Annotated in this window: 21 protein-coding genes and 1 tRNA gene; 12 read left to right on the forward strand and 10 right to left on the reverse strand. The window is 28.5% G+C overall.

The annotated features are described in order from the left end of the window. Position 1: 1 nt before the first annotated feature. On the reverse strand, positions 2-580 hold the full coding sequence (locus ACWXVK_RS01625; protein WP_456017035.1) for a thymidine kinase: 579 nt from the start codon (positions 578-580) through the stop codon (positions 2-4). A 109-nt stretch (positions 581-689) separates the two neighbouring features. Here ACWXVK_RS01625 and ychF point away from each other — a divergent pair, with 109 nt between their 5' ends. The 3 genes from ychF to ACWXVK_RS01640 all read left to right on the forward strand — a co-directional run bounded on the left by ychF (position 690) and on the right by ACWXVK_RS01640 (position 4,379). Then, positions 690-1,793, forward strand: coding sequence for a redox-regulated ATPase YchF (gene ychF, locus ACWXVK_RS01630; protein ID WP_444705057.1), 1,104 nt, complete (start codon positions 690-692; stop codon positions 1,791-1,793). 283 nt (positions 1,794-2,076) lie between these two features. Then, on the forward strand, positions 2,077-3,555 hold the full coding sequence (locus tag ACWXVK_RS01635; protein WP_456017037.1) for a putative cysteine peptidase: 1,479 nt from the start codon (positions 2,077-2,079) through the stop codon (positions 3,553-3,555). Beyond that, positions 3,555-4,379, forward strand: coding sequence for a hypothetical protein (locus ACWXVK_RS01640; RefSeq protein ID WP_444705059.1), 825 nt, complete (start codon positions 3,555-3,557; stop codon positions 4,377-4,379). The genes ACWXVK_RS01635 and ACWXVK_RS01640 overlap by 1 nt, the downstream gene beginning before the upstream one ends. Before the next feature lie 178 nt (positions 4,380-4,557). On the opposite strand, the gene ACWXVK_RS01645 is transcribed toward ACWXVK_RS01640, so the two are convergent. The 8 genes from ACWXVK_RS01645 to ACWXVK_RS01680 all read right to left on the reverse strand — a co-directional run bounded on the left by ACWXVK_RS01645 (position 4,558) and on the right by ACWXVK_RS01680 (position 10,984). Continuing rightward, positions 4,558-5,070, reverse strand: coding sequence for an IS256 family transposase (locus ACWXVK_RS01645; RefSeq protein WP_456017058.1), 513 nt, complete (start codon positions 5,068-5,070; stop codon positions 4,558-4,560). Positions 5,071-5,189: 119 nt separating this feature from the next. Then, complete coding sequence (locus ACWXVK_RS01650) at positions 5,190-5,579, reverse strand: transposase (protein WP_456017059.1); 390 nt, start codon at positions 5,577-5,579, stop codon at positions 5,190-5,192. Beyond that, a complete protein-coding gene (locus ACWXVK_RS01655) occupies positions 5,576-5,737 on the reverse strand; it encodes a hypothetical protein (protein WP_456002289.1) in 162 nt (53 codons plus the stop codon). The genes ACWXVK_RS01650 and ACWXVK_RS01655 overlap by 4 nt, the downstream gene beginning before the upstream one ends. Positions 5,738-5,808: 71 nt before the next feature. Next, positions 5,809-6,876 (reverse strand): alanine/ornithine racemase family PLP-dependent enzyme, encoded by a 1,068-nt coding sequence (locus ACWXVK_RS01660; RefSeq protein ID WP_456017039.1) that lies wholly within the window; start codon positions 6,874-6,876, stop codon positions 5,809-5,811. A 394-nt stretch (positions 6,877-7,270) separates the two neighbouring features. Beyond that, positions 7,271-7,344, reverse strand: a tRNA-Trp gene (locus ACWXVK_RS01665). 21 nt (positions 7,345-7,365) lie between these two features. Next, positions 7,366-8,511: a methionine adenosyltransferase gene (metK, locus tag ACWXVK_RS01670; RefSeq protein WP_438340729.1), complete on the reverse strand. Its 1,146-nt coding sequence runs from the start codon at positions 8,509-8,511 to the stop codon at positions 7,366-7,368. A 224-nt stretch (positions 8,512-8,735) separates the two neighbouring features. Continuing rightward, on the reverse strand, positions 8,736-9,716 hold the full coding sequence (gene asnA / locus ACWXVK_RS01675) for an aspartate--ammonia ligase (RefSeq protein ID WP_456017041.1): 981 nt from the start codon (positions 9,714-9,716) through the stop codon (positions 8,736-8,738). A gap of 71 nt (positions 9,717-9,787) precedes the next feature. Further along, positions 9,788-10,984, reverse strand: coding sequence for a phosphoglycerate kinase (locus ACWXVK_RS01680; protein WP_438340731.1), 1,197 nt, complete (start codon positions 10,982-10,984; stop codon positions 9,788-9,790). 127 nt (positions 10,985-11,111) lie between these two features. Between ACWXVK_RS01680 and ACWXVK_RS01685 the strand changes: the two genes are divergently transcribed. The 3 genes from ACWXVK_RS01685 (at position 11,112) to tuf (ending at position 13,612) form a co-directional block, all read left to right on the forward strand. Beyond that, positions 11,112-11,510: a hypothetical protein gene (locus ACWXVK_RS01685; RefSeq protein ID WP_438340732.1), complete on the forward strand. Its 399-nt coding sequence runs from the start codon at positions 11,112-11,114 to the stop codon at positions 11,508-11,510. Positions 11,511-11,528: 18 nt separating this feature from the next. Next, on the forward strand, positions 11,529-12,101 hold the full coding sequence (locus tag ACWXVK_RS01690) for a diadenylate cyclase (RefSeq protein ID WP_438340733.1): 573 nt from the start codon (positions 11,529-11,531) through the stop codon (positions 12,099-12,101). Positions 12,102-12,418: 317 nt separating this feature from the next. Beyond that, positions 12,419-13,612 carry an elongation factor Tu gene (tuf, locus tag ACWXVK_RS01695; RefSeq protein ID WP_438340734.1) on the forward strand — a complete coding sequence of 398 codons (1,194 nt, stop codon included), beginning with the start codon at positions 12,419-12,421 and terminating at the stop codon, positions 13,610-13,612. Between the two features lie 53 nt (positions 13,613-13,665). Here tuf and ACWXVK_RS01700 read toward each other — a convergent pair whose 3' ends face one another. Beyond that, positions 13,666-15,060 carry a DNA recombination protein RmuC gene (locus ACWXVK_RS01700; protein ID WP_456017042.1) on the reverse strand — a complete coding sequence of 465 codons (1,395 nt, stop codon included), beginning with the start codon at positions 15,058-15,060 and terminating at the stop codon, positions 13,666-13,668. Positions 15,061-15,191: 131 nt separating this feature from the next. Between ACWXVK_RS01700 and ACWXVK_RS01705 the strand changes: the two genes are divergently transcribed. The 6 genes from ACWXVK_RS01705 to ACWXVK_RS01730 all read left to right on the forward strand — a co-directional run bounded on the left by ACWXVK_RS01705 (position 15,192) and on the right by ACWXVK_RS01730 (position 23,151). Next, positions 15,192-15,929, forward strand: coding sequence for a hypothetical protein (locus tag ACWXVK_RS01705; RefSeq protein WP_456017043.1), 738 nt, complete (start codon positions 15,192-15,194; stop codon positions 15,927-15,929). After that, entirely contained in the window at positions 15,929-16,825 is an 897-nt protein-coding gene (locus ACWXVK_RS01710; RefSeq protein WP_456017044.1) for a Cof-type HAD-IIB family hydrolase, read from the forward strand. The genes ACWXVK_RS01705 and ACWXVK_RS01710 overlap by 1 nt, the downstream gene beginning before the upstream one ends. 1 nt (position 16,826) lies before the next feature. Beyond that, positions 16,827-18,080 (forward strand): hypothetical protein, encoded by a 1,254-nt coding sequence (locus ACWXVK_RS01715; RefSeq protein ID WP_456017046.1) that lies wholly within the window; start codon positions 16,827-16,829, stop codon positions 18,078-18,080. 259 nt (positions 18,081-18,339) lie between these two features. After that, complete coding sequence (gene uvrA, locus ACWXVK_RS01720; protein WP_456017047.1) at positions 18,340-21,177, forward strand: excinuclease ABC subunit UvrA; 2,838 nt, start codon at positions 18,340-18,342, stop codon at positions 21,175-21,177. A gap of 82 nt (positions 21,178-21,259) precedes the next feature. Further along, positions 21,260-22,201, forward strand: coding sequence for a prolipoprotein diacylglyceryl transferase (gene lgt / locus ACWXVK_RS01725; protein ID WP_456017048.1), 942 nt, complete (start codon positions 21,260-21,262; stop codon positions 22,199-22,201). Between the two features lie 35 nt (positions 22,202-22,236). Next, a complete protein-coding gene (locus ACWXVK_RS01730) occupies positions 22,237-23,151 on the forward strand; it encodes an NAD(P)/FAD-dependent oxidoreductase (protein WP_456017050.1) in 915 nt (304 codons plus the stop codon).

The following is a 23,151-nucleotide window of genomic DNA, read 5'->3' on the forward strand; positions in this document are numbered from 1 at the left end:
TTTATTTTATTTTTTGAACATTTTCACCTAATAAATGACATTTACGACATCTAGCTTCATATTCATTGTAATTACCTAATAAATTTAAACTCTTATTTTTTATTTTTCTATATGAAGTAGTTGCAACATTTTGACATATTACGCAAATAGCATGCAATTTAGTAATTGTTTCAGCAATAGCCATTAAATTAGGCATCGGTCCAAAAGGTTGACGTCGATAATCTTGGTCAAGTCCAGCAATTATTATTAAATATCCCTTGTTTGCCAAATCATCGGCTACTGAAATTAAATTATTTCCAAAAAAATGAGCCTCATCAATTAAAATTGCATCATATTTAGCTTTGTCAAGCAATTCATAAATATCTTCAATTCGTTTAATTGAAAAAGTTCTTTCTTTTAATCCACAGCGACTTACTATTTCGCTATCAGAAAAACGATTGTCATATTCAGGCTTAATTACTAAACTATTAAATTTAGCATATGATAATGTTCTTAATCTTCTTAGTAGTTCCTCGGTTTTCCCACTAAACATGGGACCTGTGATAATCTCAATCATACCTTTTGAGAATCTTTTATACATAATAAACCTACCTTAAATTCTGTGAGTTATTTATTGTTATAATAATAAATTATTTTCTTATATTACATTAAAATTATTAGTATAAATTTTTTCTTTATTGGAGGTTTTTATGTCATTAAAAGCAGGGATTGTGGGATTACCAAACGTTGGAAAAAGCACACTTTTTTCAGCCTTAACATTAAATGAAGCAGAGTCAGCTAATTACGCATTTACTACTATTGAACCTAATATTGCAATAGTTAATTTAGAAGATTCAAGATTATATAGTTTAGCATCTCTTGTTAATGCTAGAAAAATTGTTCCAGCAACATTTCAATTTGTTGATATTGCCGGACTTGTCGAAGGGGCCTCGAAGGGTGAGGGATTAGGTAATAAGTTTCTATCTAACATCCGTGAAGTGGATGCAATAGTACACGTAATTAGATGTTTTGAAAATGATGATATAGTTCATGTGAGAAATCATATTGATCCATTGGCCGACCTAAAAATAATTAATTTAGAACTAATTTTAGCAGATTTGCAGATGGTTGAAAATGTTCTAGGGCGTATTGGCAAAAAGGCAATTAACTCAAATGATAAGGAATTAAAAAAAGAATATGAACTTTTGGTTAGAATTAAAGATTATTTATCTGATGAAAAAATGCTAAAGGATATTGACTTTTCATCTGAGGAATTGGCAATTATTAAAAATTATCAATTTCTTACAATTAAGCCTACTATTTATGTTGCTAATCTTGATGCAAATTCATACAAAAACCTATCAGAAGCAAAACATTTTTTAAGATTAAAACAAGAATTAGAAAAAAATAATGAATATATAATTCCAATTTGTATAAAAATTGAATATGAAGTATCTAGCTTTTTAAATGAAGAAAAAACAATGTTTTTAAATGAATATAATATCGATAAATCCGGACTTGCCGAACTTATATCTAAGAGTTTTTATTTATTAGATCAAGCTACCTATTTCACTGTTGGAGAAGTTGAAACAAGAGCTTGAGTGTTTAAAAAAGGAATGAATGCGGCTGAATGTGCCGGAATTATTCATACTGATTTTGAAAAGAAATTCGTTAAAGCTGAGGTTATTAAGTGTGATGACTATATTGCTTGTGGTGGTGAAAAACAAGCGAAAGAAGCAGGTAAAATGATGCTAGAAGGCCGAAATTATCTAATGAAGGATGGAGATGTTTGTTATTTTAAGATAGCTAAATAAAATTACAAAAGAAATTTTCATAATGTATTTGTTTATTAAAGACAGGGATAATATATTAATTTTTATTTAATGTTTTAATTTTTAAAATATTAAATTGTAAGAATGAAGTATTTTATTAATGAATATTTTATAAAAAATAAAGGTTAATAATAGAACCAATAGGCCTAAAACTAGTTAGGGTTTTGGGTCTATTTTTTGATATTAAATATGTATTTTTTTGTAAAAAACGCCTCATTTATTGTTGAAAAAATTTAAAGTTTTAAAATTAAGTTAAGGGGGATATATGAAAAAGATAAGTTTTTTACTAGGATTGCCGCTAGTGGTTAGTCCAATATTGGTTATCTCTTATACTAAAAATAGTAACAATACAGATGAAGCATTAGAAATAAAATATAAGGAAAAAGTTGGTGCTTATTGTTTGTGCGATTTTATAAGACTAACAGGGCGACAAGATACCAAAATTAAATTTATATCAGGTAATTTTTTTAATATTGATAAATATAACTATATAGTCGGCTATGAAAATGGTGGTTATTCAATCTTTGATCATGGTAGAGAAAAAATAGTAGAAGTTAATCCTTATTATATTTTTACGCCAGAAATGATGCTAATGTTTCCTAATAAGGATACAATAATATTAAGAAATAGCGAAACATCATTTGATTATACAAATATTCGCGATAGGGATAAACCATTTCCCGTTGACGTTCATAGGCCTATTAAGAAAACCAAAAATGTGACCGATGATTGAAAAGATCAATCTAAAAAAATTGAAAAAAATTTTAAAAATGTTAATTTTAGCAATTTTAATATTTGGAATTTAAACACCGTAAAAAATTCTAGTTTAACAGATTTCAAGAAAAATGGTATAAGAAATGAATACAACGGTTTTTTATATGCTGATGATGAAATTAGGTATTCATGATTTTTTAAATCAAACAACAATAAGGTTTTTGGAATTAATGATGCTAAATATTACACAAACGAAGAAGACTGAGGTGGAATATGCGGCTATATTGCCATAAATCAGATGATACTTTATAATAATTATTTTTTAAATCCTAGATATTTAGGATTTCAAGAAGAAGAAAAATATATAGATAAAACAGAATCCTTTGATGCAGGAATAATATATGATTATGACTCAATGCCATGGGAAATTATAAATGGTGACCTTGTTTATGATTATGAGTATGAAAAAACTCATCAGCTCAGAACATATTTTTCCAATTTAACTAATAATGAAAAAGTTAAATATTTAAAAGAAAATTATTTTTCTCCAAAATTAAATGATGTTTATATGAAAGATCTTTTAGAAAAATTTAAATTCAAGAAGGGTACAACATACTGAAATAGGAAAGAAATTATTAAAAATCTATTAAACAAAAAATATGTTGATTATACATTTAGTTATTGATATAACAGAAGCAATAATATTGTAAATTTTATTAAGGATAAAAAAATACCAGCATTTCTAGTTTCGGATACAAGAGAATTTAAGAATGGTGGATATGAATTGAATGGCGAATCTTCGCATATTTATGTAGCTTATGGAGTTTATGAAGATGGAAGAGCACTAGTTAATTTTAATTGATATGACCAATGAAATCAAGTTATTATTGATACAAACAACATTAAATGGCTTGAATATTTAGAAAATAAAGATCAAGGTGAACTAGGAAAATATTTTTGGGATGGTGCTAATTTTGTTACTGGAAGTGAAATTACAGAAAGATTAAAGGATTGCGAGTTAATAAAATAATGAAAAAGAAAACAAAAATTGCATTAATAGGCGCGCTGGTGCCAACTGTTGTGATTGGTGCTCCATTACTTGGCTTTAGCATATATTCGGTGATAACACATTTAGATCGTCTTAATATGCCAATCGGACCATCAATGCCTCATAGAAATTATTTAGAAGATGTAACCCTTTATAAGGATGCCTTTAAGGGCGATAACATTTTAATTAAAAATCCTTTTAAAAAATATGAATTTAAAACCTCTAATAAAATAGAGGAAGTTAAAAAATATATAAATAGCATTAAGAAAGAGGGTTTTTATGTTATCCCATTGAAAATTAAACTTATAAATACATCAAAAGATAATAAAGGAGATTTTAGAGAAGAATTTGAAGAAAAAATATCAAATTTAAAGGATATAGTGCTATTTTATCTTCCTAAAAAAATGATTACTCAATTTCTACCCTATGGGTTTGAATTTGAGCAATGATATGCTACACCATTTCAGGATTTAGAAGATTTTAAAATTTTTAAAACAAGCTCAGAAGACACTTATAAAGACGTAACAAATTGAAAAAAAACAATTCATTCACCTTATCCCAGTTTTTTACAAACAAGATCTTTTCTTTCAGCTATTAATAAACATAAGGTTAAATATAATGATAAGGAATTGGACATTGCAGATATTATAATAATTGGAATAGATAACGATAAAAAAGATGCAACTTTAAAAATTTTTATAAATAGATACATACCTAGTGATTATTCCAAAATAAAGGAATATGAAGAATTGGAAGCAAAGGATGGTAGCAAAAAAGAGATAAATATTTATAATTTGCATTATTAATAGGTAGTGTAGTAAATTTTGTGTAAATTTATCTCCTGCTTACTTTTTGAGTAAGAGATTTGAGAATAGCTTACATAAATCTAAATTTATTATGTAAAAATAACCAAATAACATAACAAAATCGAAGAATTTAATCTCCTAAATGTTATTTGGTTATTTTAAATTATTATTATTATTATTATTCGAAAATTATTTGCAATTGGTTATAAACAACCCCTCAGTCAGAAACGGATTTCTCTCATTTTTCAACTTGATTTTGAATTGCAAAATAAATTATTTTTATTAAAGAGTCATCAGTAGGAAATGAAGTTTTATTTTTAGAAATTTTTCTAATATTTCTATTTAAATTTTCAATAACATTTGTTGTATAAATTAGTTTTCTAATTTCCGCTGGAAAATTAAAAAAAGTAACTAATTCATCGAAATTATTTCTTCAACTTTTGACTGCATAATTATATTTAAAATCTCATTTTTGTTCAAAAATTTCAAGAAACCTTGAAGCCTCATCCAGGTTGCTGGATTTATAAATATTTTTCATATCTTGGGTAAATTCTTTTAAATCTTTATAGTTAACATGTTTTGTCGAATTTCTTATTTGATGAACTATGCACTTTTGAATTTGTGTTTTAGAATAAACAGCTTTGATTGCTTCGTTAATTTCCGCTAAATTATCACTCGCCATGAGATATATCTCATGAACGCCCCCTTAATTTAAGGTTATTTAGTACTTGAATTCAATATTTTGCACTTTCAGATTCCCCAATTTCGAACCCAAAACATCCTTATATCCTTCCAAAGAGTATCTCATAACTATGTAAACTGACTTTTTAACAAGTTTATTTTCTTCTGTAACTTTAACCTTATTCCATCAATAAAAACCATGGCATAAGTTTTTTCTAAAGGTCGATTTCTTCACTCTGTTATGTGTGGAATTATCTTATCAGTTACTCTGCTAACGAAAGTAGCATCAACTTCAACTCCGTACATTTCTTTAAGAGTTTGAGAGATAACTCTCGTTAAAATTCCTTTTGAATAAAGACCGATAATTTGGCTTTCAATTTTAGAAATATCATACTGGTATTTTGGAACTATTGTTGGTTTAAATTCAGAGTTTCTATCTCTCGGAATTTGAAGTTCAATTTCACCTAAATTTGATCTTAGATTTTTAGAATAACTACCATTTCGATAGTTATCTTTTATCGCTTTTTCATGCTCATATCTATCGTAACAAGGTGTTTTTTGATCTCTTCTTCTAGTATTATTCGAATAAGATCTTTGGTATTTTGCTTAATAATTTCGTAAACTTCTTCCTGAGTTGCTAATTTATATTTATTATATAATTCTTTTGCACTTAGCATTTTAATTTCTTTTTTGGCATATTAAAAAATCTCTTTTTCAATAAGTTTGGTTATTTTTTACAAAAATTAAACTATTTTTCAAATTCTTTAATTACATATGAAGAATTGAATAGATATAATAAACTTCCTCAGTCAAGACCAAAAGTAACGATGTCACCGGCTTTATATTCAATATCTGAATCTTGAGCGTTGATAATCATATGATCTGAAGATCCACCTAAAATTTTTAGTTTTTCATCATATGGGATCATGGCATCAAACATTGTATCCAATTTACCGATTGCCAAAATAATTCTTTTTATATTACCAATGTCTTCAAAATAAGGAACATGTCCAAACGCATCAATTCCACAAGCACCAATTGGCATTGAGCTTTTATAATCAACTTCAACAACTTCAACTTCGCATCTAAATGCATCACGATACATTCCATCAATTGTTTGACGATACATATCTTCAGTACCAAAAATCATTGCAAAACCCATTCTTAAAACATTGATTTCTTCTGGCATACGATTTTCTCACACCATATGTAAACTCAATGAGTTTCCGCCTGACATATGAGTTAATTTGATATTAAGTTCACCCTCAATTTGATGTTGGATTTCAACGAATTGTTTCATTGTTTCATCAGATGGTATTCTAGCACCATAACACCCGAAATTGCATCCTAAACCAATTAATTTAACACCTTTCATTTCATTAATTAATTTAGCTGATTTTAAAGCATCTTCTGGCAAAACACCTTCTCTTCTATCGCCTAAGTCCACCATTAAAACAATTTCATGTGGCTTTTTATTGTTTTTTAAACAATAATCACTAATTTTTTTAATAACATCTAAATTGCCATTTAATGATGAATCACATAATTCAATCATTTTTGGTATTTCAGAAATCATTGGTATTCTTAAAAGTTGTTTGTGACCTGGTATATCTTTATATATTTCAAAATTATCTAGCCGTGAATCTCCAAAGTTTTTTATGCCGGCCTCAGCATATAATTCCGCCATTCTTCTATTTCCACAAAAACCTTTAGTTACTGCTAAAACTTCAATATTTTTAACCTTACAAATTTCGATTGCTCTTCTAACGTTAGTTTTGAATTTAGTTTCATTAATAATAATTTTTGGGTATCCCATTTTTATTCCTTTATTTTAATTTAATTCCTATATTATTTGCTATTTTTAATAATTATAAATTCTTTTTTGCCATTTCTTAATAAGGCATATTTTTGTTCGTAATTTGTAAATTCTCAATTATTTTGCAACATCCTATAGTTTAAAATCATTATAGGAGGTAATGTGAAATATAAAAAAATAGAAATCCGGAATTTAACAGATTTTGAGAAAAAAAGAAAAGATATTTATACCGATATAACTAATTAAAAAATTAAAAATAAACCTAATCGCCATAAAACATGAAGTTAGCCGTTTTACATTTCCTATTAAAATCTATTAATAAGAAATGCTTTACTTTTTTAAAAAAACAAGATACATTTGTAATGCATCTTGTTTTATTAACAATTTTATGATATGGCAGGGGATGCAGGAATCGAACCCGCACAAATGGGTTTGGAGTCCATTGTTCTACCATTAAACTAATCCCCTAGACACATATAAAATTATAATTTATCTTTTTATATTTTTAAAGAAATCTTTTATTTCATTTATTTTGTCAATTTTTTCTCAACTTAAATTAAGGTCATTTCTACCAAAATGACCAAAAGTTGCGGTTGGTAGAAAAATTGGATTTAATAAATTTAGTGTGTTTATAATTCCTTCAACACTTAAATCAAATAATTTATAAACGGCATTAATTATTTCCTGTTCTGTATATTTAGAAGTACCAAAAGTCTCAATATAAATTGATTGTGGTCTAGGCAATCCTATGGCATAAGATAATTGGATTTCCATTTTTTTTGCAATGCCAGCAGCAACAAAATTTTTGGTTATATATCTTGCCATATATGCTGCAGAACGGTCTATTTTGGTTGCGTCCTTACCTGAAAACGCCCCACCACCATGTCTTGCAAAACCACCATAAGTGTCGACAATTATTTTTCTACCAGTCAAACCAGTATCTCCGGTTGGCCCCCCTATTACAAATCTACCGGTGGGATTTATTAATAATTCATAATCTAAATTGAAATTATGTTCTTTTAAAACATAGTCAACGATATTTGTTTTTATAAAGGTTTTAAATTTATCATAATTAAAATTTTCCTCATGTTGAATTGACATTAAAACTTTTTTAATAGTATATGTATTTTTTTTATCATCATATTCAACTGTGACTTGGCTTTTCATATCTGACTTTGCATATGGAAATTTTTTATGTCTTCTTAAATTTTCAGCACGCTTTACTAATTCATGAGCTAGCACAATAGGCCATGGCATATAATACTCATTTTCGCAAGTGGCATAACCAAACAAAATCCCTTGATCGCCAGCACCTAATTCTTTATTGTTGTCCTTGTTTACTCCCTGAGCAATATCAGGACTTTGTTCAGTAATTGCGTTAATTATTTTAAAATCGTTTTCCTTATAGCCTAAATTTTTAAGTATTTTTCATGCTTCCTTAATAGTATCAATATAACCTTTTGTTGAAATTTGGCCACCAATATATATGAGGTCATCATTTGCTATAACGTCGCATGCTACTCTTGAATATTTATCTTGCTTTAATAAAGCATCGACAATTGCATCTGAAATTTGGTCACAAATTTTATCTGGGTGTCCCGCACCCACAGATTCGCTTGTTAATAATCTCTTCATTGTATTTCTCCTTTAAATTTCTATAGCTATAATTAAAAACATAAAAAAACAACTCTATTTTATAGGTTGTTTTTTGACTAAATAAACTTACAAATGATACATGTTAGATTTTTTATAAAAATCTCTGACTATCCACCTTATTCTATACGAACAGGTTGGCATGTTTCATCGCCGTCAAGCTAACAACTCTTTATGTATTTTAATTATGGTAAAAGTATATCATTTTATAAGAGAATTATGCCATTTTCACTGATCGTTTTTTTAGTCTCATCATTTCAAATGCTAACTTGAACTTCACCAATATGTCTTTTTTCTAATAAAAACATTGCAATTCTTGATTGCCCTAGCCCCCCACCGATAGTTAAAGGTAATTTGTTTTCTAAAATAGCCTTATGATATGGACTTATTTTTGCTATTTCATAATCACTTAGTTGATATTGTTTTCTTAGTGAATCACCATCCACTCTAATTCCCATACTGCTTAGTTCCAAAGCGATATCGTTGATTGAATCATAAACAATTAAATCACCATTAAGCATCCAATCATCATAGTCCTTAGCTCTTTTTGAATGTGGCTTATTATCATTTAATAGATAACCAATTTGGTAAATAAAAATAGCTTTGTGTTCTTTTGCTATCTCGTATTCTCTCTCTTCAGGCGAAATATTTGGATAGAGATTATATAGTTCATTTGAACTAATAAAGAAAATTTTTTCTGGAAGTTTTGTTGCGAAAATTTGATAAATTTTATTAATTGTTTTTTCTGTTTCTTTAAGGCATTTATATATTTTTTTAACAACCTTTTTAAGAAAATTAATATTACGATCCTTTTTATTTATAACTAATTCTCAATCTCATTGGTCGACATAAAAAGAATGGGTTTTATCAATATTTTCTTGTTGTCTTATTGCGTTCATATCAGTATAGATACCTTCATAAACGTTAAAATTATATCTTGCCAGGGCATCTCTTTTTCATTTTGCTAGTGAGTGAACAATTTCGATATCTTCATTAATATTTTTAGGTCTAAATATAACTGGTTTTTCTCCTGAGAGACCATCATTTAAGCCACTACTACTTCTTAGAAACATAGGTGCCGATACTCTTGTGAGATTTAAGGCTCTTCTTAATTTATGTGAAAAAACGTCTTTTAGTTTTTCAATCGCAAACTGAGTTTCTTTTAATGTTAAACATGTTTTTTTCATAAAAGAATTTTAACAAATTAAACAAAAAAGTCCATTGAAAAATGAACTCTCTTTTAATTTATATTAAACTATTACTCTTTATCTTGAATTGCTTCAAAACCGGGCATTTTATTACCTTGAATGAATTCGATAGAAGCTCCGCCACCGGTTGAAATAAAACTGAATTTTGATTGGTATCCTAGTTTGTTAATAGCAGTTACTGAATCACCGCCACCGACAACAGAGTAAGCTCTTTCATTATTTGCAATAGCTATAGCAATACCTTTTGTTCCATTTTCAAAGTTTTTGAATTCAGTTACTCCCGCAGGTCCGTTTCAAAATATTGTTTTTGCGGAAGCGATAATTTCGTTAAATAGCTCAACTGATTGTGGGCCAATATCTAATCCCATATATCCATCAGGAATGTTGATATTATCTTTTGTTGTAAATAAAGGAGTTTTATCAGCAAATTCATCAGTGTAAGCATTGTCAATTGGTAAAACAATTTTGTCCTTATATTCAATTAAATATTGTTTTGCCATTTCTACTTTGTCATCTTCACAAATTGATGTTCCCACTTTGTGACCCAATGCTTTTTGGAAGGTATATGCCATTCCACCAACAACTAGAACTTTATCAGCAACATTGAATAATTTTTCAAGTACCTTGATTTTGTCACTAACTTTTGCTCCTCCAATAATAGCAACATATGGTCTTTCGAATCCATCTAATATTTTAGATAAGTGTAAAACTTCATTGTTCATTAATAAACCAAGTGCTGATTCCTTGATGAATTTTGCAATACCTGCCGTTGAAGCATGAGCACGATGTGAAGCACCAAAGGCATCATTAACATAAACATCTCCTAGGCTAGCTCAATATTTTGCTAATTCTTCATTGTTTCCCGACTCAGCCTTATCATTTAAATCCTCAAAACGAGTGTTTTCTAAGAAAATAATTTCTCCTGGTTTTAGGTTTGAAGCTGCCTTTTTAACTTCTTCACCTCTAGTTTCAGGAATAAAGTCCACTTTTTTGCCTAGAATTTCAGAAAACTTTTCTACAACAACCTTTAACGATTTATTTAATTTGTCTTCAGGAGCTTTTATTCTTCCTAAATGTGAAAGCATAATTAGTGATGCGCCATGGTCTAAAATGTACTTGATTGTTGGCAATGCTGCATCGATTCTTTTTGTGTCCATAACCATTCCGTTAGAAACAGGGACATTAAAATCAACTCTTAGAATTACTTTTTTTCCTTTAAGTTCAATATCCTTGATTGTTTTTTTCATTTTATCTCCTATATTTTTTAGTAATTTAATATAAAATTTTTATTAATATATGTGTAATTATAATAAAATAATCTTAATTAATAATCAAACATATTAAAATGATGATTTATTGATTGTTAGGAGAAAGATGGCTCAAAAACAAAAAGATACAAGAACCCTGAATTATGATCCTGAGAGCGATAATATCTCAAGAATCATTACTGAATTTCAGTCATATAAGAAGAATGCTAAATTTTTTAAGGATTATTCTGAGATGGAAATTTTTAATTATTTTCAAAAGATGAGATTTATGAATATTATGGATGAAAGAAATAAGGAAATAATTAAGCAAGCCCAGAATAGACAAACACAATTGCAAATGAAGTATCAAACATATATTGAGTTCGATAGATGATCTGATTCTCCACAGGCAACACAAGCAAAACCAATTAGTAAACTAAGAAGAATTTTGGCAATTATTTTTGTAATAATTATTCAAATCATTGTCTTGATAATAATTATTAAATTAGCAAATGGTAATTCATAAAATTAGATGAGGTTTTTAATGGTTGAATATATTATTTTATTTTTTGTAATCTTTATTTCGGTTGTTTTATCAGTTAATTATATTATTAACATTGTAAATGCTAAGAAGAAAAATAAGTCTATTAAAAAGAGTCTTGGAAGCTCAACTAAAATTAGAATAATTTATCAATTGAGAGAAGCGCTAGAGAAGCTTTCGGCAACAAAAACTGGTGCAATTATAACAATTGAAAATAATGATAATTTAGACCCACTAAGAACAGATGGAATTATTTTGGATGCGAATATTTCTTCTTCGATCTTAATTTCTATTTTTAATAAACATAGCCCCTTACATGATGGCGCGGTTATTATAAGAAATAATAAAATTTACTATGTTGCTACATTTTATAAAATAACTAAGAAGTCAATTGATAATAAATATGGTGCAAGACATCGCGCCGGAATGGGAATTTCTGAAATGAGTGATGCTTCAACATTAATTGTGAGCGAAGAAAACGGTGGTATAACGCTTGCTGAAAATGGCGTACTACAGTCTGTTCCTTTAGAACAATTGCAAATAGTTTTAGGTAGAATTTTAAGGGATTCTAATTAATAGCTATTAATTTAGTATTATTATATTTTGTGATTTTTTGATAATTAAAAATGAAAAAACAACTTAAATTAAATTGAAAAATTTATATTACTTTTTTAAAGTTTTTATAATAAAAGTTTAAAAAAATTTTAAAAATTTTTATTTTTGTTAAAATTATTTCATTACTTATTTACTTTAAAAATCAATGTTAAACGCCTTAATTTGGACAGGACATAGATGAAAGGCTATGCTTAGGTGGTTAAACGCGTTTAATCTTAAAGATTTTAATATCTATAAAAAAATTAAAAATTTATATAGTTAACTCGAAAGGAAAGAAAATGGCAAAAGTAGATTTTGACCGTTCAAAAGCTCACGTTAACGTTGGAACAATTGGTCACGTTGACCATGGTAAAACAACATTAACAGCTGCGATAGCAACAGTTTTATCTAAAAAAGGTTTATCAGAAGCTAGAGATTACGCTTCAATCGATAATGCCCCAGAAGAAAAAGCACGTGGTATTACAATTAACACCTCACACATCGAATACCAAACAGAAAAGCGTCACTATGCACACGTTGACTGTCCAGGTCACGCTGACTATGTTAAAAATATGATTACAGGTGCCGCTCAAATGGATGGTGCAATATTAGTAGTTGCTGCTACTGATGGTCCTATGCCTCAAACACGTGAACACATTTTATTGGCAAAACAAGTTGGTGTTCCTAAAATTGTTGTTTTCCTAAACAAAATTGATATGTTTAGTGATGATGAAAGAGAAGAAATGATTGGTTTAGTTGAAATGGATATCCGTGGATTGCTAAACGAATATGGTTTCGATGGAGACAATACACCTGTTATTGCCGGTTCAGCTCTTAAAGCATTACAAGGCGACGCCGCTTATGAGCAACAAATTATGGATTTAATGGATGCTGTTGATACATACATTGAAGAACCAAAACGTGAAACAGAAAAACCATTCTTAATGGCTATTGAAGACGTTTTCACAATTACAGGACGTGGAACAGTTGCAACTGGTAGAGTTGAACGTGGTGTTTTATCACTTAACGAAGAAGTTGAAATTGTTGGATTAAAGCCAACTAAGAAAACAGTTGTTACCGGTATCGAAATGTTTAGAAAGAACTTAAAAGAAGCTCAAGCTGGGGATAATGCTGGTTTATTACTACGTGGTATTGATAGATCAGAAATTGAACGTGGACAAGTTTTAGCAAAACCTAAAACAATCGTTCCTCACACAGAATTTGAAGCTACAGTTTATGTTCTTAAAAAAGAAGAAGGTGGACGTCACACACCTTTCTTCCAAAACTATAAACCACAATTCTACTTCCGTACAACAGACGTTACAGGTGGAATTGCATTCATCGGACAACGTGAAATGGTTATGCCAGGGGATACAGTTGAATTAAAAGTTACTTTAATTGCACCTATTGCTGTTGAAGAAGGAACAAGATTCTCAATCCGTGAAGGTGGTAGAACTGTTGGTGCCGGAACTGTAACAAAGATTACAAAATAATTTTAGTTTGAAAAATATGCTGCACAATATGTGCAACATATTTTTTTATTTTTTTAAATGTCATCAGAAATTAGGGCATTTATTTTATTTTTCTTCTTTTCAGTGGTTTCCTTTATAACGGGGGCAGGAATGCCTAATTCATTAGAGTTTTTGCTAATTTTATTAATGACTTCGTTTGTATATTTATATGCTTTTCCAATCTTTTTAGATGCTTGTCCAATAGATTCTAAACCATCAATAATATTGTTATTAACAACATTGTATTTATTTTGAATTTCGATAAATAAATCTTTAATTTTTTCAATATCTTTTGCAACTCTATAATTTTGGTTTTGAACAGAGTAACTATATATAAAAGCCATCATAAAACTTGGGCCTATTATTAATATTTTATAATCATTGAATATTGCTGGTATAAAGTTATTGTCTTGAATTAATGTTAGGTGTATGCTCTCAGATGGCAGAAATAATATGGCAAAAGGTGTAGTATTATGATATGGCTTGATATATTTATCTCTAATACTTTTAGCCATTTCTTTAAGTTTATCTCTTAATTTTTTAAGAGCATCCTTTTTATCTACTTCATTTTCCTTATCAATATATTTATTTCATGTATCTAAAGGAAATTTGCTATCAATCGGAATAATGATTTCTTGTTCTTTGCCATCAATAATATTTTTTGACCTAATAACAAAATCTACTTTTTCATCACTTTTTGGATCAATTTTATATTGTTCAAATCAGAGATTATTTTTAAGTGACGGAAAATGGTTTTCTAAAATTTGTCTTAATGAGAATTCACCAAAATTTCCTACAGTTTTATTGTTCGAGAAGGCTTTGTTAAGATCAATAACACTTTTTTGAATAGTGCTAAATTCAGTCATGCCTTTGTTCATTTCATCCATAGAGCTCTTGATATTATTAAAATGTTCATTGATTTGTTTTGTTAATTTATCTTCAAAGTGTTTATCTATTTTTGTTTTAATTTCTTCAAATCACTCACGATTTCTTTTAGTTATATCTTCAAGTCTTGTATTAACATTTTCTCTTAAAACATTTGATAATTTATTTAGATCTTCATTTTGAACCTTATTACTTTCTTTTATAACACTAGCTATTCGAACCAAATTATTGTTGATTATTTCATTATAAGACTTTCCAAATTCATTTATTGTTTTGTTTAATTCATTTTTTAAATTATTTATTTTATCACCAATGATTTCAGTTAAAAAAGCTTTTTGATTTGGTTCTAACTTATCTAATTTTATTTCAATATGGTTATTAATTTCATTTAGATGATTTTGGATTTCGTTTTTTATAATTTCATCAGTTTTTGTTTTTGCCTTTTTAGCTCTTAATCTTTGTGTGATTAAATAAGATAATGTGGAAACTATTCCTATTAGTGCTAATGCACTAATTACAATCAAGGCAATTAAAAGATTATTCATATTTTTACCTCCTTATTTTTAGAATAATGCTATTAATAATTTAAACATAAATAATGTAATATTTTTTGGTTATTTCAAATATTCAAAAAATAGCCTTAATTATTATAAAATTTATTGTAATTATGAAGAAAATGCAAAAAAAAATATTTCTATCATCATTAGTTACATTACCTGTTTTTGCAACTGCACCATTAGTTGTTTCATGTAAAAATAAAAATCAAGTTGAAGAAGATAAAAGTCTTGAATTTAGTGCTATTAAACAAAAATATGAAAAGCTTAATTGAGATGATTTTCTTTTGGCTAAAAAAGTAAAAGATGAAAATATTTCTTATAAGGATTATACTTATGAATCATTCTTTGAGTGGGGTAGTGAAAAACGGTTAAACGCCTTGGATAAAATAGAAATAAATGGTAAAAGTTCTGATTTAACATCAAAAGAGTCACAAGCGTTGGATAATAATATAACTGCTAAAAAATATATTTCTAAGGATTTTATTGATCTTGTTGATAACTATAATAAAATAAAAAATGATGATGAAAAATTGATAGTAATTTTGAGAAGTCAAAAACTCCCCTTGCCTGAAGCAGCCATATTAGTTTGAACTTGGTTAACAAAGAAAAAATATTTAAAAGAAGCCAAGAAAATTGAGGAATTAAAAAATATTAGTAGCAACAAGATTGTTCTATATGGCCATTGGTTTTATAATAGAGAATATGATAAAAATAATGATAGCAATAAAAAGTGGAAAATTGTTGGATATGTTGTCCCCACAATTAGCTTTAGTGCATTATTTTTATATATAATAATAGCAATATTGGTTAAGCGCAAGAAAATAGCTTTTAAAGCTAAGAAAGGAAGAGCTAAATAATGTATGCAATAATTAATAACAAAAAACCTGTTATTTTTAGCGATGTGGATGGTACGCTGTATCGAAATTTTGATTTAAGACCAGATACCGAATATGATATTAGGTTTGCTATTGATAATGGTGCTGATTTTAACATATGCACCGGAAATCCGGTGCAAGAGCGCATGTTAAATTTAGCTAAAAGACTAAATGTGAGATATCTTCTTTGTTCATCTGGTGCTGAAATATATGACGTGAAAAAAGCAGAGATTATTAAGAGCTGAAATATTGAATTCTCTTATTTAGAAGAAGTAATTAAAATTGCAAATGAGTTAAATTTACAAGTTATTTTTTGAGATGACAAAAATTATTTTTATCTAAAAGATGAAAAGATTATAATTGACGAGGTTATAAATTATCATTTTGTTAGTGACAAAAATAAGAAAATGATACCTAAATTATGGAAAGGCGAGTTTATAAAACCTATTAAAATTGAGTTGTATGCCATTGACGATCAGCCATCAACAACACTATATGAAAAAATATATGATAGTATCAAACACCTAAAAGATAAAATGGAAATTATTGTGACCCATTGCAATATAGAAATTAATTCGTTAGGAGTTAATAAAGGAAGTGCCGTTAGATGAATGGTTGAAAATATTTATAGCAATGAAGAAGTAATGCTAAAAGAAGTTATGACTATCGGAGATAGTAATAATGATACCCCGATGTTAAAACTTACTGATTATTCATATGCAATGGATAATTCATCTAATGAAGTATTAAAAATTGCTAAACTTTTTACAAGTGATGTAGCACAAAATGGGTTAGGGGAAGCTATTTTGGACTATTTATATCGATTAAAGAATATTACAAGAAAATATATGTTTCATGAATTTATAAAGGAGAAGTAAAATGAAGGTAACAAGAATTGGACAAAATTATATTTTAAAGGTTAATAATATTAATAAATTATCTCCTTTTTTTAATGAAACTAATGTCAAACTAGTTGATTTTTTGGGCGAAGATCAGCCGTTAGAACTAATCATATCTGATAATTTAACATTTGAGGAATTGGGTAGATTAATTCTATCTTTCTATGGATATAATAAGAATCCATATTATCCAATCTTTGATACAAGTGAATTCGATGAGAAAGAACTTAGAGAAATAACTTTTGAAACAAGAGCTCAAAAAGGCTTGATTGCCAATGTTGATGACTTTTTATTCAAAAAAATAGAATATCTTGATAAGAAATCAAATTTTTTTACAGCAATATTATCTGATTTTTCGGTTGTTTCGTTTGAATTTACTCTTAAGAAGGGTATTAAATACGCTGGAGTATCATTGGCCGAAAGATTTAGCGCTATGCTAAAGCAAAACACAGATGCGGTATTAAAGCATTCATTAAAATTTAATAAAACAAATAGGGTCGAAAATAGCAAAAACACAAGCGTTTTTGGTATGCAACTAGCAAAATCTTTATATGATAATAATTACGTATATGCTTTCCATAATTCTCTTGTTCCTTCTTTTGGGGAAGTTTCAGCTACGACAGAATTTTTTGATTTTGGTCTTCTTTCAAGATTAGAACTTTCAACCATATCTAAAGAAATTTCATCAATTTTTGAATGAAGAAGTAAAGACAAAATATATCAGTCATACTTTGAATACATTGCCCCTAGTTTAAATGACCATGAGTTGCTTAATATGGGTTCAATAGGTAATTTCTTTGGTTCGAAAGAATTATCGGAATCTGAACATAATGATGTAAAGAAAATTCAAGAAATTCTAAGTAATCCTGAAAAATATGCAGAATCTGAGAAAGAAATGATTGAAAAAGTTAAAAATGGTGATTTAGACTTGCCTTTTGATACTTCAAAAATTCAAACTCGCGATGATTTGAGATACGCATTTATAGAAAGTTTCGTTGAGCCTTTAATTGATATGGGAATTGATGAAGCAGAAATCGTTCAAACATTAAAGGAATTTGTTGCTCAGGTTAAACAGGGAACTTTTGTTCCTGGTGTGCCTGCAATGAACATTACGGACTTTGAAGATGAGTCATTTATAAGAACTGTGCTTGAAATATATAGAGAAAAGAAGTCAGGAAGAGAAAAAACAAGAGACCAAGAACAAGAAACGGTAGATGAAGATGAAATAAATTAGGTTAGTTCTTATGATATATTATTTTCATTATTTGCTTGTATTATAGAAATATAAAAAAATAGGCCTTAATTAAGCTAAAAATGGTCTATTTTTTTAAATATGATAATAAATATTCTTAATTTAAAATGGTAAACATTCATTATTAAATAATTAGAAATCAAACAATCCATCATGAATATCGTATTTTATTATAGATATTCATTTTTTAATTTTTTATTTACTATTTAAAAACACTATTTTATTAATATAATTCTATATTATGAAACATAATAATATTATTATTAAAAATGCAAGAGAAAATAATTTAAAAAATGTTAATCTTGAAATACCAAGAAATAAATTTGTCGTTTTCACCGGGCTTTCAGGGTCCGGAAAGAGTTCGCTAGCATTCAACACCATCTATGAAGAGGGGAGAAGAAGGTATGTTGATAGCTTATCAAATTATGCTAAACAATTTTTAGGTGGAACAAAAAAACCTGATGTGGATAGTATTGAAGGATTGAGCCCTGCCATTTCTATTGAGCAAAAAACGGTCCACAATAATCCTCGTAGTATTGTTGGCACAGTAACGGAAATTTATGATTTTTTGAGATTGTTATATGCAAGAATAGCAAAACCTTATTGTCCAAATCATAAAATTGAAATTACAGCGCAAAAAAGCCGAGATATTATTAATTATGTTTTGTCGCAAAATGAGGGTTCTAAAATATTTATATTATCTCCAATAATTAATAATCAAAAGGGCTCTTTTGCTACCACGTTAGCAAAACTAAAAAAGGACGGTTTTCTCAGAATAAAAGCTAATGGTACTATTTTGGAACTAGAAAAAGACCCAATTTTGGATAAGAATAAAAGGTGAAACATCGACTTAATCATTGACCGCTTTAGTTTATCAAATGATAAAGAAACAATGTCACGTGTTGCTGAGGCTGTCGAGATTGCTTTATCTTATTCTAATGGATTGGTGACTATTGAAGTTGTTGGAGGACAAACAAACACATATTCAACAACACATAGCTGTAAATACGGCGATTTTAATATGCCAAAAATTGAACCACGACTTTTTTCATTTAACTCACCAAATGGAATGTGTTATAAATGCAAGGGACTTGGTGTCTTGCAAAAAGCATCATGAGATTTAATATGTCCAGATAAAACAATGTCAATAAATGAAGGTGCAATATTAATTTATAAAAATATCATTAATTCTCGCAATCTTGAGTGGCAGGAATTTGATAGAATGTTAGGCTACTATGGTATTCCAAAAGACGTGCCAATAGGTGATTTATCTAAGGAACATATAAATATTTTAAAATATGGCTCGATGGAGGAAATTTCCTATACTATTATTTCTGAAAATGGAATTAAATATGAACGTAACAAAAGGATTGAAGGTGTTTGTGAAAAAATTGAGCGTAAATACCTTGATACTTCATCAAATGAAATGCGAATGTATTATTCTCGTTATTTGTCTGATACTCAATGTGATGAATGCTACGGAAAAAGATTGAATAAATTTGCCCTTGCTACTAAAATCAATGGTTTGGATATATATGAATTATGCAATATGTCCATTGAAGAACTTAAAGAATTTATTAATAATATAATAATGACTGACCTTGAAAAAGAAATAACTAATCTTATTTTGCAAGAAATAAACCATAGAATAGATTTTCTTATCAATGTTGGATTACAATATTTAACCTTAAATAGAAAAGCAGAAACGCTTTCTGGCGGCGAAGCTCAAAGAATTAGGTTAGCAACACAGATTGGTGCTAATTTAACAGGTGTTTTATATGTTTTGGATGAACCCTCAATTGGTTTGCACCAAAAAGATAATGAAAAATTACTGAATTCATTGCAAAAAATGGTTAATTTAGGTAATTCTTTGATTGTTGTTGAACATGACGAAGATACAATAAGACATGCTGATTTTATAGTTGATATTGGTCCAAAAGCTGGTGAATACGGTGGAGAAATTGTTGCTAGTGGCAATATTCAAAAAATAATGAGTACAAATGAGAGCATTACTGGCCAATATCTTGCAAAAAAACTTGAAATTAAGGTGCCAAAATCAAGGCGTTCTGGTAATGGTAAAGTATTAACATTAAAAAAAGCTACTGCTAATAATCTAAAAAATATAACGCTAAAATTTCCGTTAGGTAAATTTATTGCAATTACTGGTGTTTCTGGGTCTGGTAAATCTTCCTTAATTAATCAAGAATTGGTTAAGGAATTGGAAAACGCGTTGAATAGAAAGGTTTATTATAGCCTTGTTAAAAACGAAAAAATTAATGGATTTTTAGAAGTCGATAAGTTAATTAAAATTGACCAAAGTGCAATTGGGAGAACACCAAGATCTAATCCTGCTACATATACTGGTGTATTTGATGATATTAGAGAAATATTTGCTAATTTAGAAGAATCAAAAATTAGAGGATTTACTAAATCAAGATTTTCATTTAATATACCCGGAGGTAGATGCGATAAATGTGAGGGTGATGGAGTCATTAAAATTGAAATGCATTTTTTACCCGATGTATATGTGACATGTGATCACTGCGATGGTCAAAGATATAATTATGAAACTCTTGAAGTAAAATATCATGGAAAGTCAATAAATGATGTGCTAAATATGACTATCGAAAAAGCATATACATTCTTTATTCAAAAATCTAAAATTAGAGATCAATTGCAAACATTAATTGATGTGGGTTTAGGATACATAAAACTTGGACAAAATGCAACAACATTATCTGGTGGCGAAGCGCAACGAGTTAAATTAGCAACTTATTTGCAAAAGAAACCTACTGGTAAATCGTTATATATTTTAGATGAACCAACAACTGGCCTTCATTCTTATGACGTACAAAATTTATTGAATGTTTTGAATAGAATTGTCGATAATGGCGATACAGTTATAGTTATTGAACATAACCTCGATGTAATTAAGAGTGCCGACTATATTATTGATTTGGGCCCTGATGGAGGTAAGTATGGAGGCAATATCGTTGCAACTGGAACACCTGAACAAGTTGCTGATGTTAGCTACTCATATACTGGCCAGTATTTAAGTAAGATATTAAAATCATCATAAAAATTTATTAAATTAAAATATAATTTTATATAAATTATATATAAGTAATTCTTTATTATTTTTTATTATGAAGGGAGAAAGTATGAAGGATTATGCAGGCGTTAGTCTTCAAGTTGGCCCTTTTCACGTATATTCTTTAACTTTAATGTTAGGTATGATATGTGCAATACTGACAGTTGCTTATTTCTGAAGAAGAGAAAAATATTCCTTTGAACAATTAGCAATTCTAATTTTTATTGCTTTGCCTACCGCTATTGTTGGTGCGAGATTTATCTTTGTCGTTCAACAACTAATCGAACATAGAGGATGACCAAATGGGCCTTGATATACAATATTTTATGTATGGCAAGGAGGTTTATCTATTCATGGTGGGGTTATTACTGCTACAATTTGTTGTGTATTATACATTGTATTTTTAAAAAATCCAAAGAGGATAAATTTAAGAAAAGCATTTTCTATTATTTTACCTGCCGTTTTCATTGGTCAAGCTATCGGTCGTTGAGGAAACTTTGCTAATCATGAAGTTTATGGACAAATTATGTCTGAAACATCGTTTGCATTTAAGATATTACCTAAGTTGATTAGAGACCATATGTTTATTAATGGACACTATCGTCTTCCATTATTCCTATATGAATCAATTGCTAACTTATTTGCTTATATCTTGCTTGTTTGAATTTTAAACAATTACAACTGATTAAGACCCGGAACCACTGGGGCATTATATATTATTTTTTATGGAATTCTACGTTTCGGAATGGAACCATTACGTCAAGATAATTATGGTATCTATAAGGTAATTTCAGCTTTATATATGGTCGTTGGTACGGTTTTATTAATTCTATTCGAATTTGTAATTAAGCTAAACTTTAATGTTTATAAGGTGTATAAATATAAGAAAGAATGAACTCATAAAATATTCTACTTTATTGTTTATGAACCTAAAAATGACAACAAAGGTCTATTAAGAAGAGATCTATTAAGTCGTAAAGAAGCAGAGGATCAAAAAATAACGTTAGCCTAAAAAACTAATGTTTATTTTTTTAAAAAAGGAGAAAAATGAAAAAAGTATTTGATGTTTTAATTATTGGTGCAGGTCCAGCTGGTTTAACAGCAGCTTTATATTTATCTAGAAATGAGTATAATGTAGCTTTTATTGAATCATCTGTTCCCGGCGGTAAAATCGCTCAACAATCTAAGATTGAAAACTATCCTGGTTTTGATTTTATAAGTGGTTTTGAATTAGCAACAAGTATGTTAAATCAAGCAAGAAAAAATGGAGCCAAATATATTTATGGAAAAGTTGTAGAAATTAGGAACATTAGCGATAATGAAAAATTAGTTATTTTAGAAAACGGCGATGAGTATTATGCACAAGTTGTTGTTATTGCTAGTGGAATGACTAATTTAGTACCATTATCAATTGAAAATATTGAGAAGTTTAGGGGACGTGGAGTTTCTTATTGTGCTGTATGTGATGGCGCCTTATATAAAAATGAACCATGTGCAATTATTGGTGGAGGAAACTCAGCATTTGAAGAATCGACTTTTTTAGCAGCAACCGCATCAGAGGTGCACATTTTTGTAAGAGACATAGTTAGAGCTGAAGCAAAAATTATTAACGATGCAAAAAAGCATGAAAATATTTATATTCATTATAACTCTGAAATATTAAAACTTCAAGGTGAAGATAAATTAGAAAGTATTATTGTCAAAATTGATGGAAATATTCAAGAAATGAATATTAAGGCAGTTTTTCCTTATATTGGTTTTAAGGCTGCGACATCGTTTATTTCTAACAAAGAAATGTTAGATGAGCGTGGTTTTATAATAGTTGATAAAAATATGGAGACACAATTCAAAAATATCTTTGCTGTCGGTGATGTTGTAGCTAAGGATATTAGACAAATTACAACCGCAACTAATGACGGCACTATTGCGGCAAGAGTTATTTCCTCACGTATTATCAAATAA

Source organism: Mycoplasma sp. 3398 (assembly GCF_053851555.1).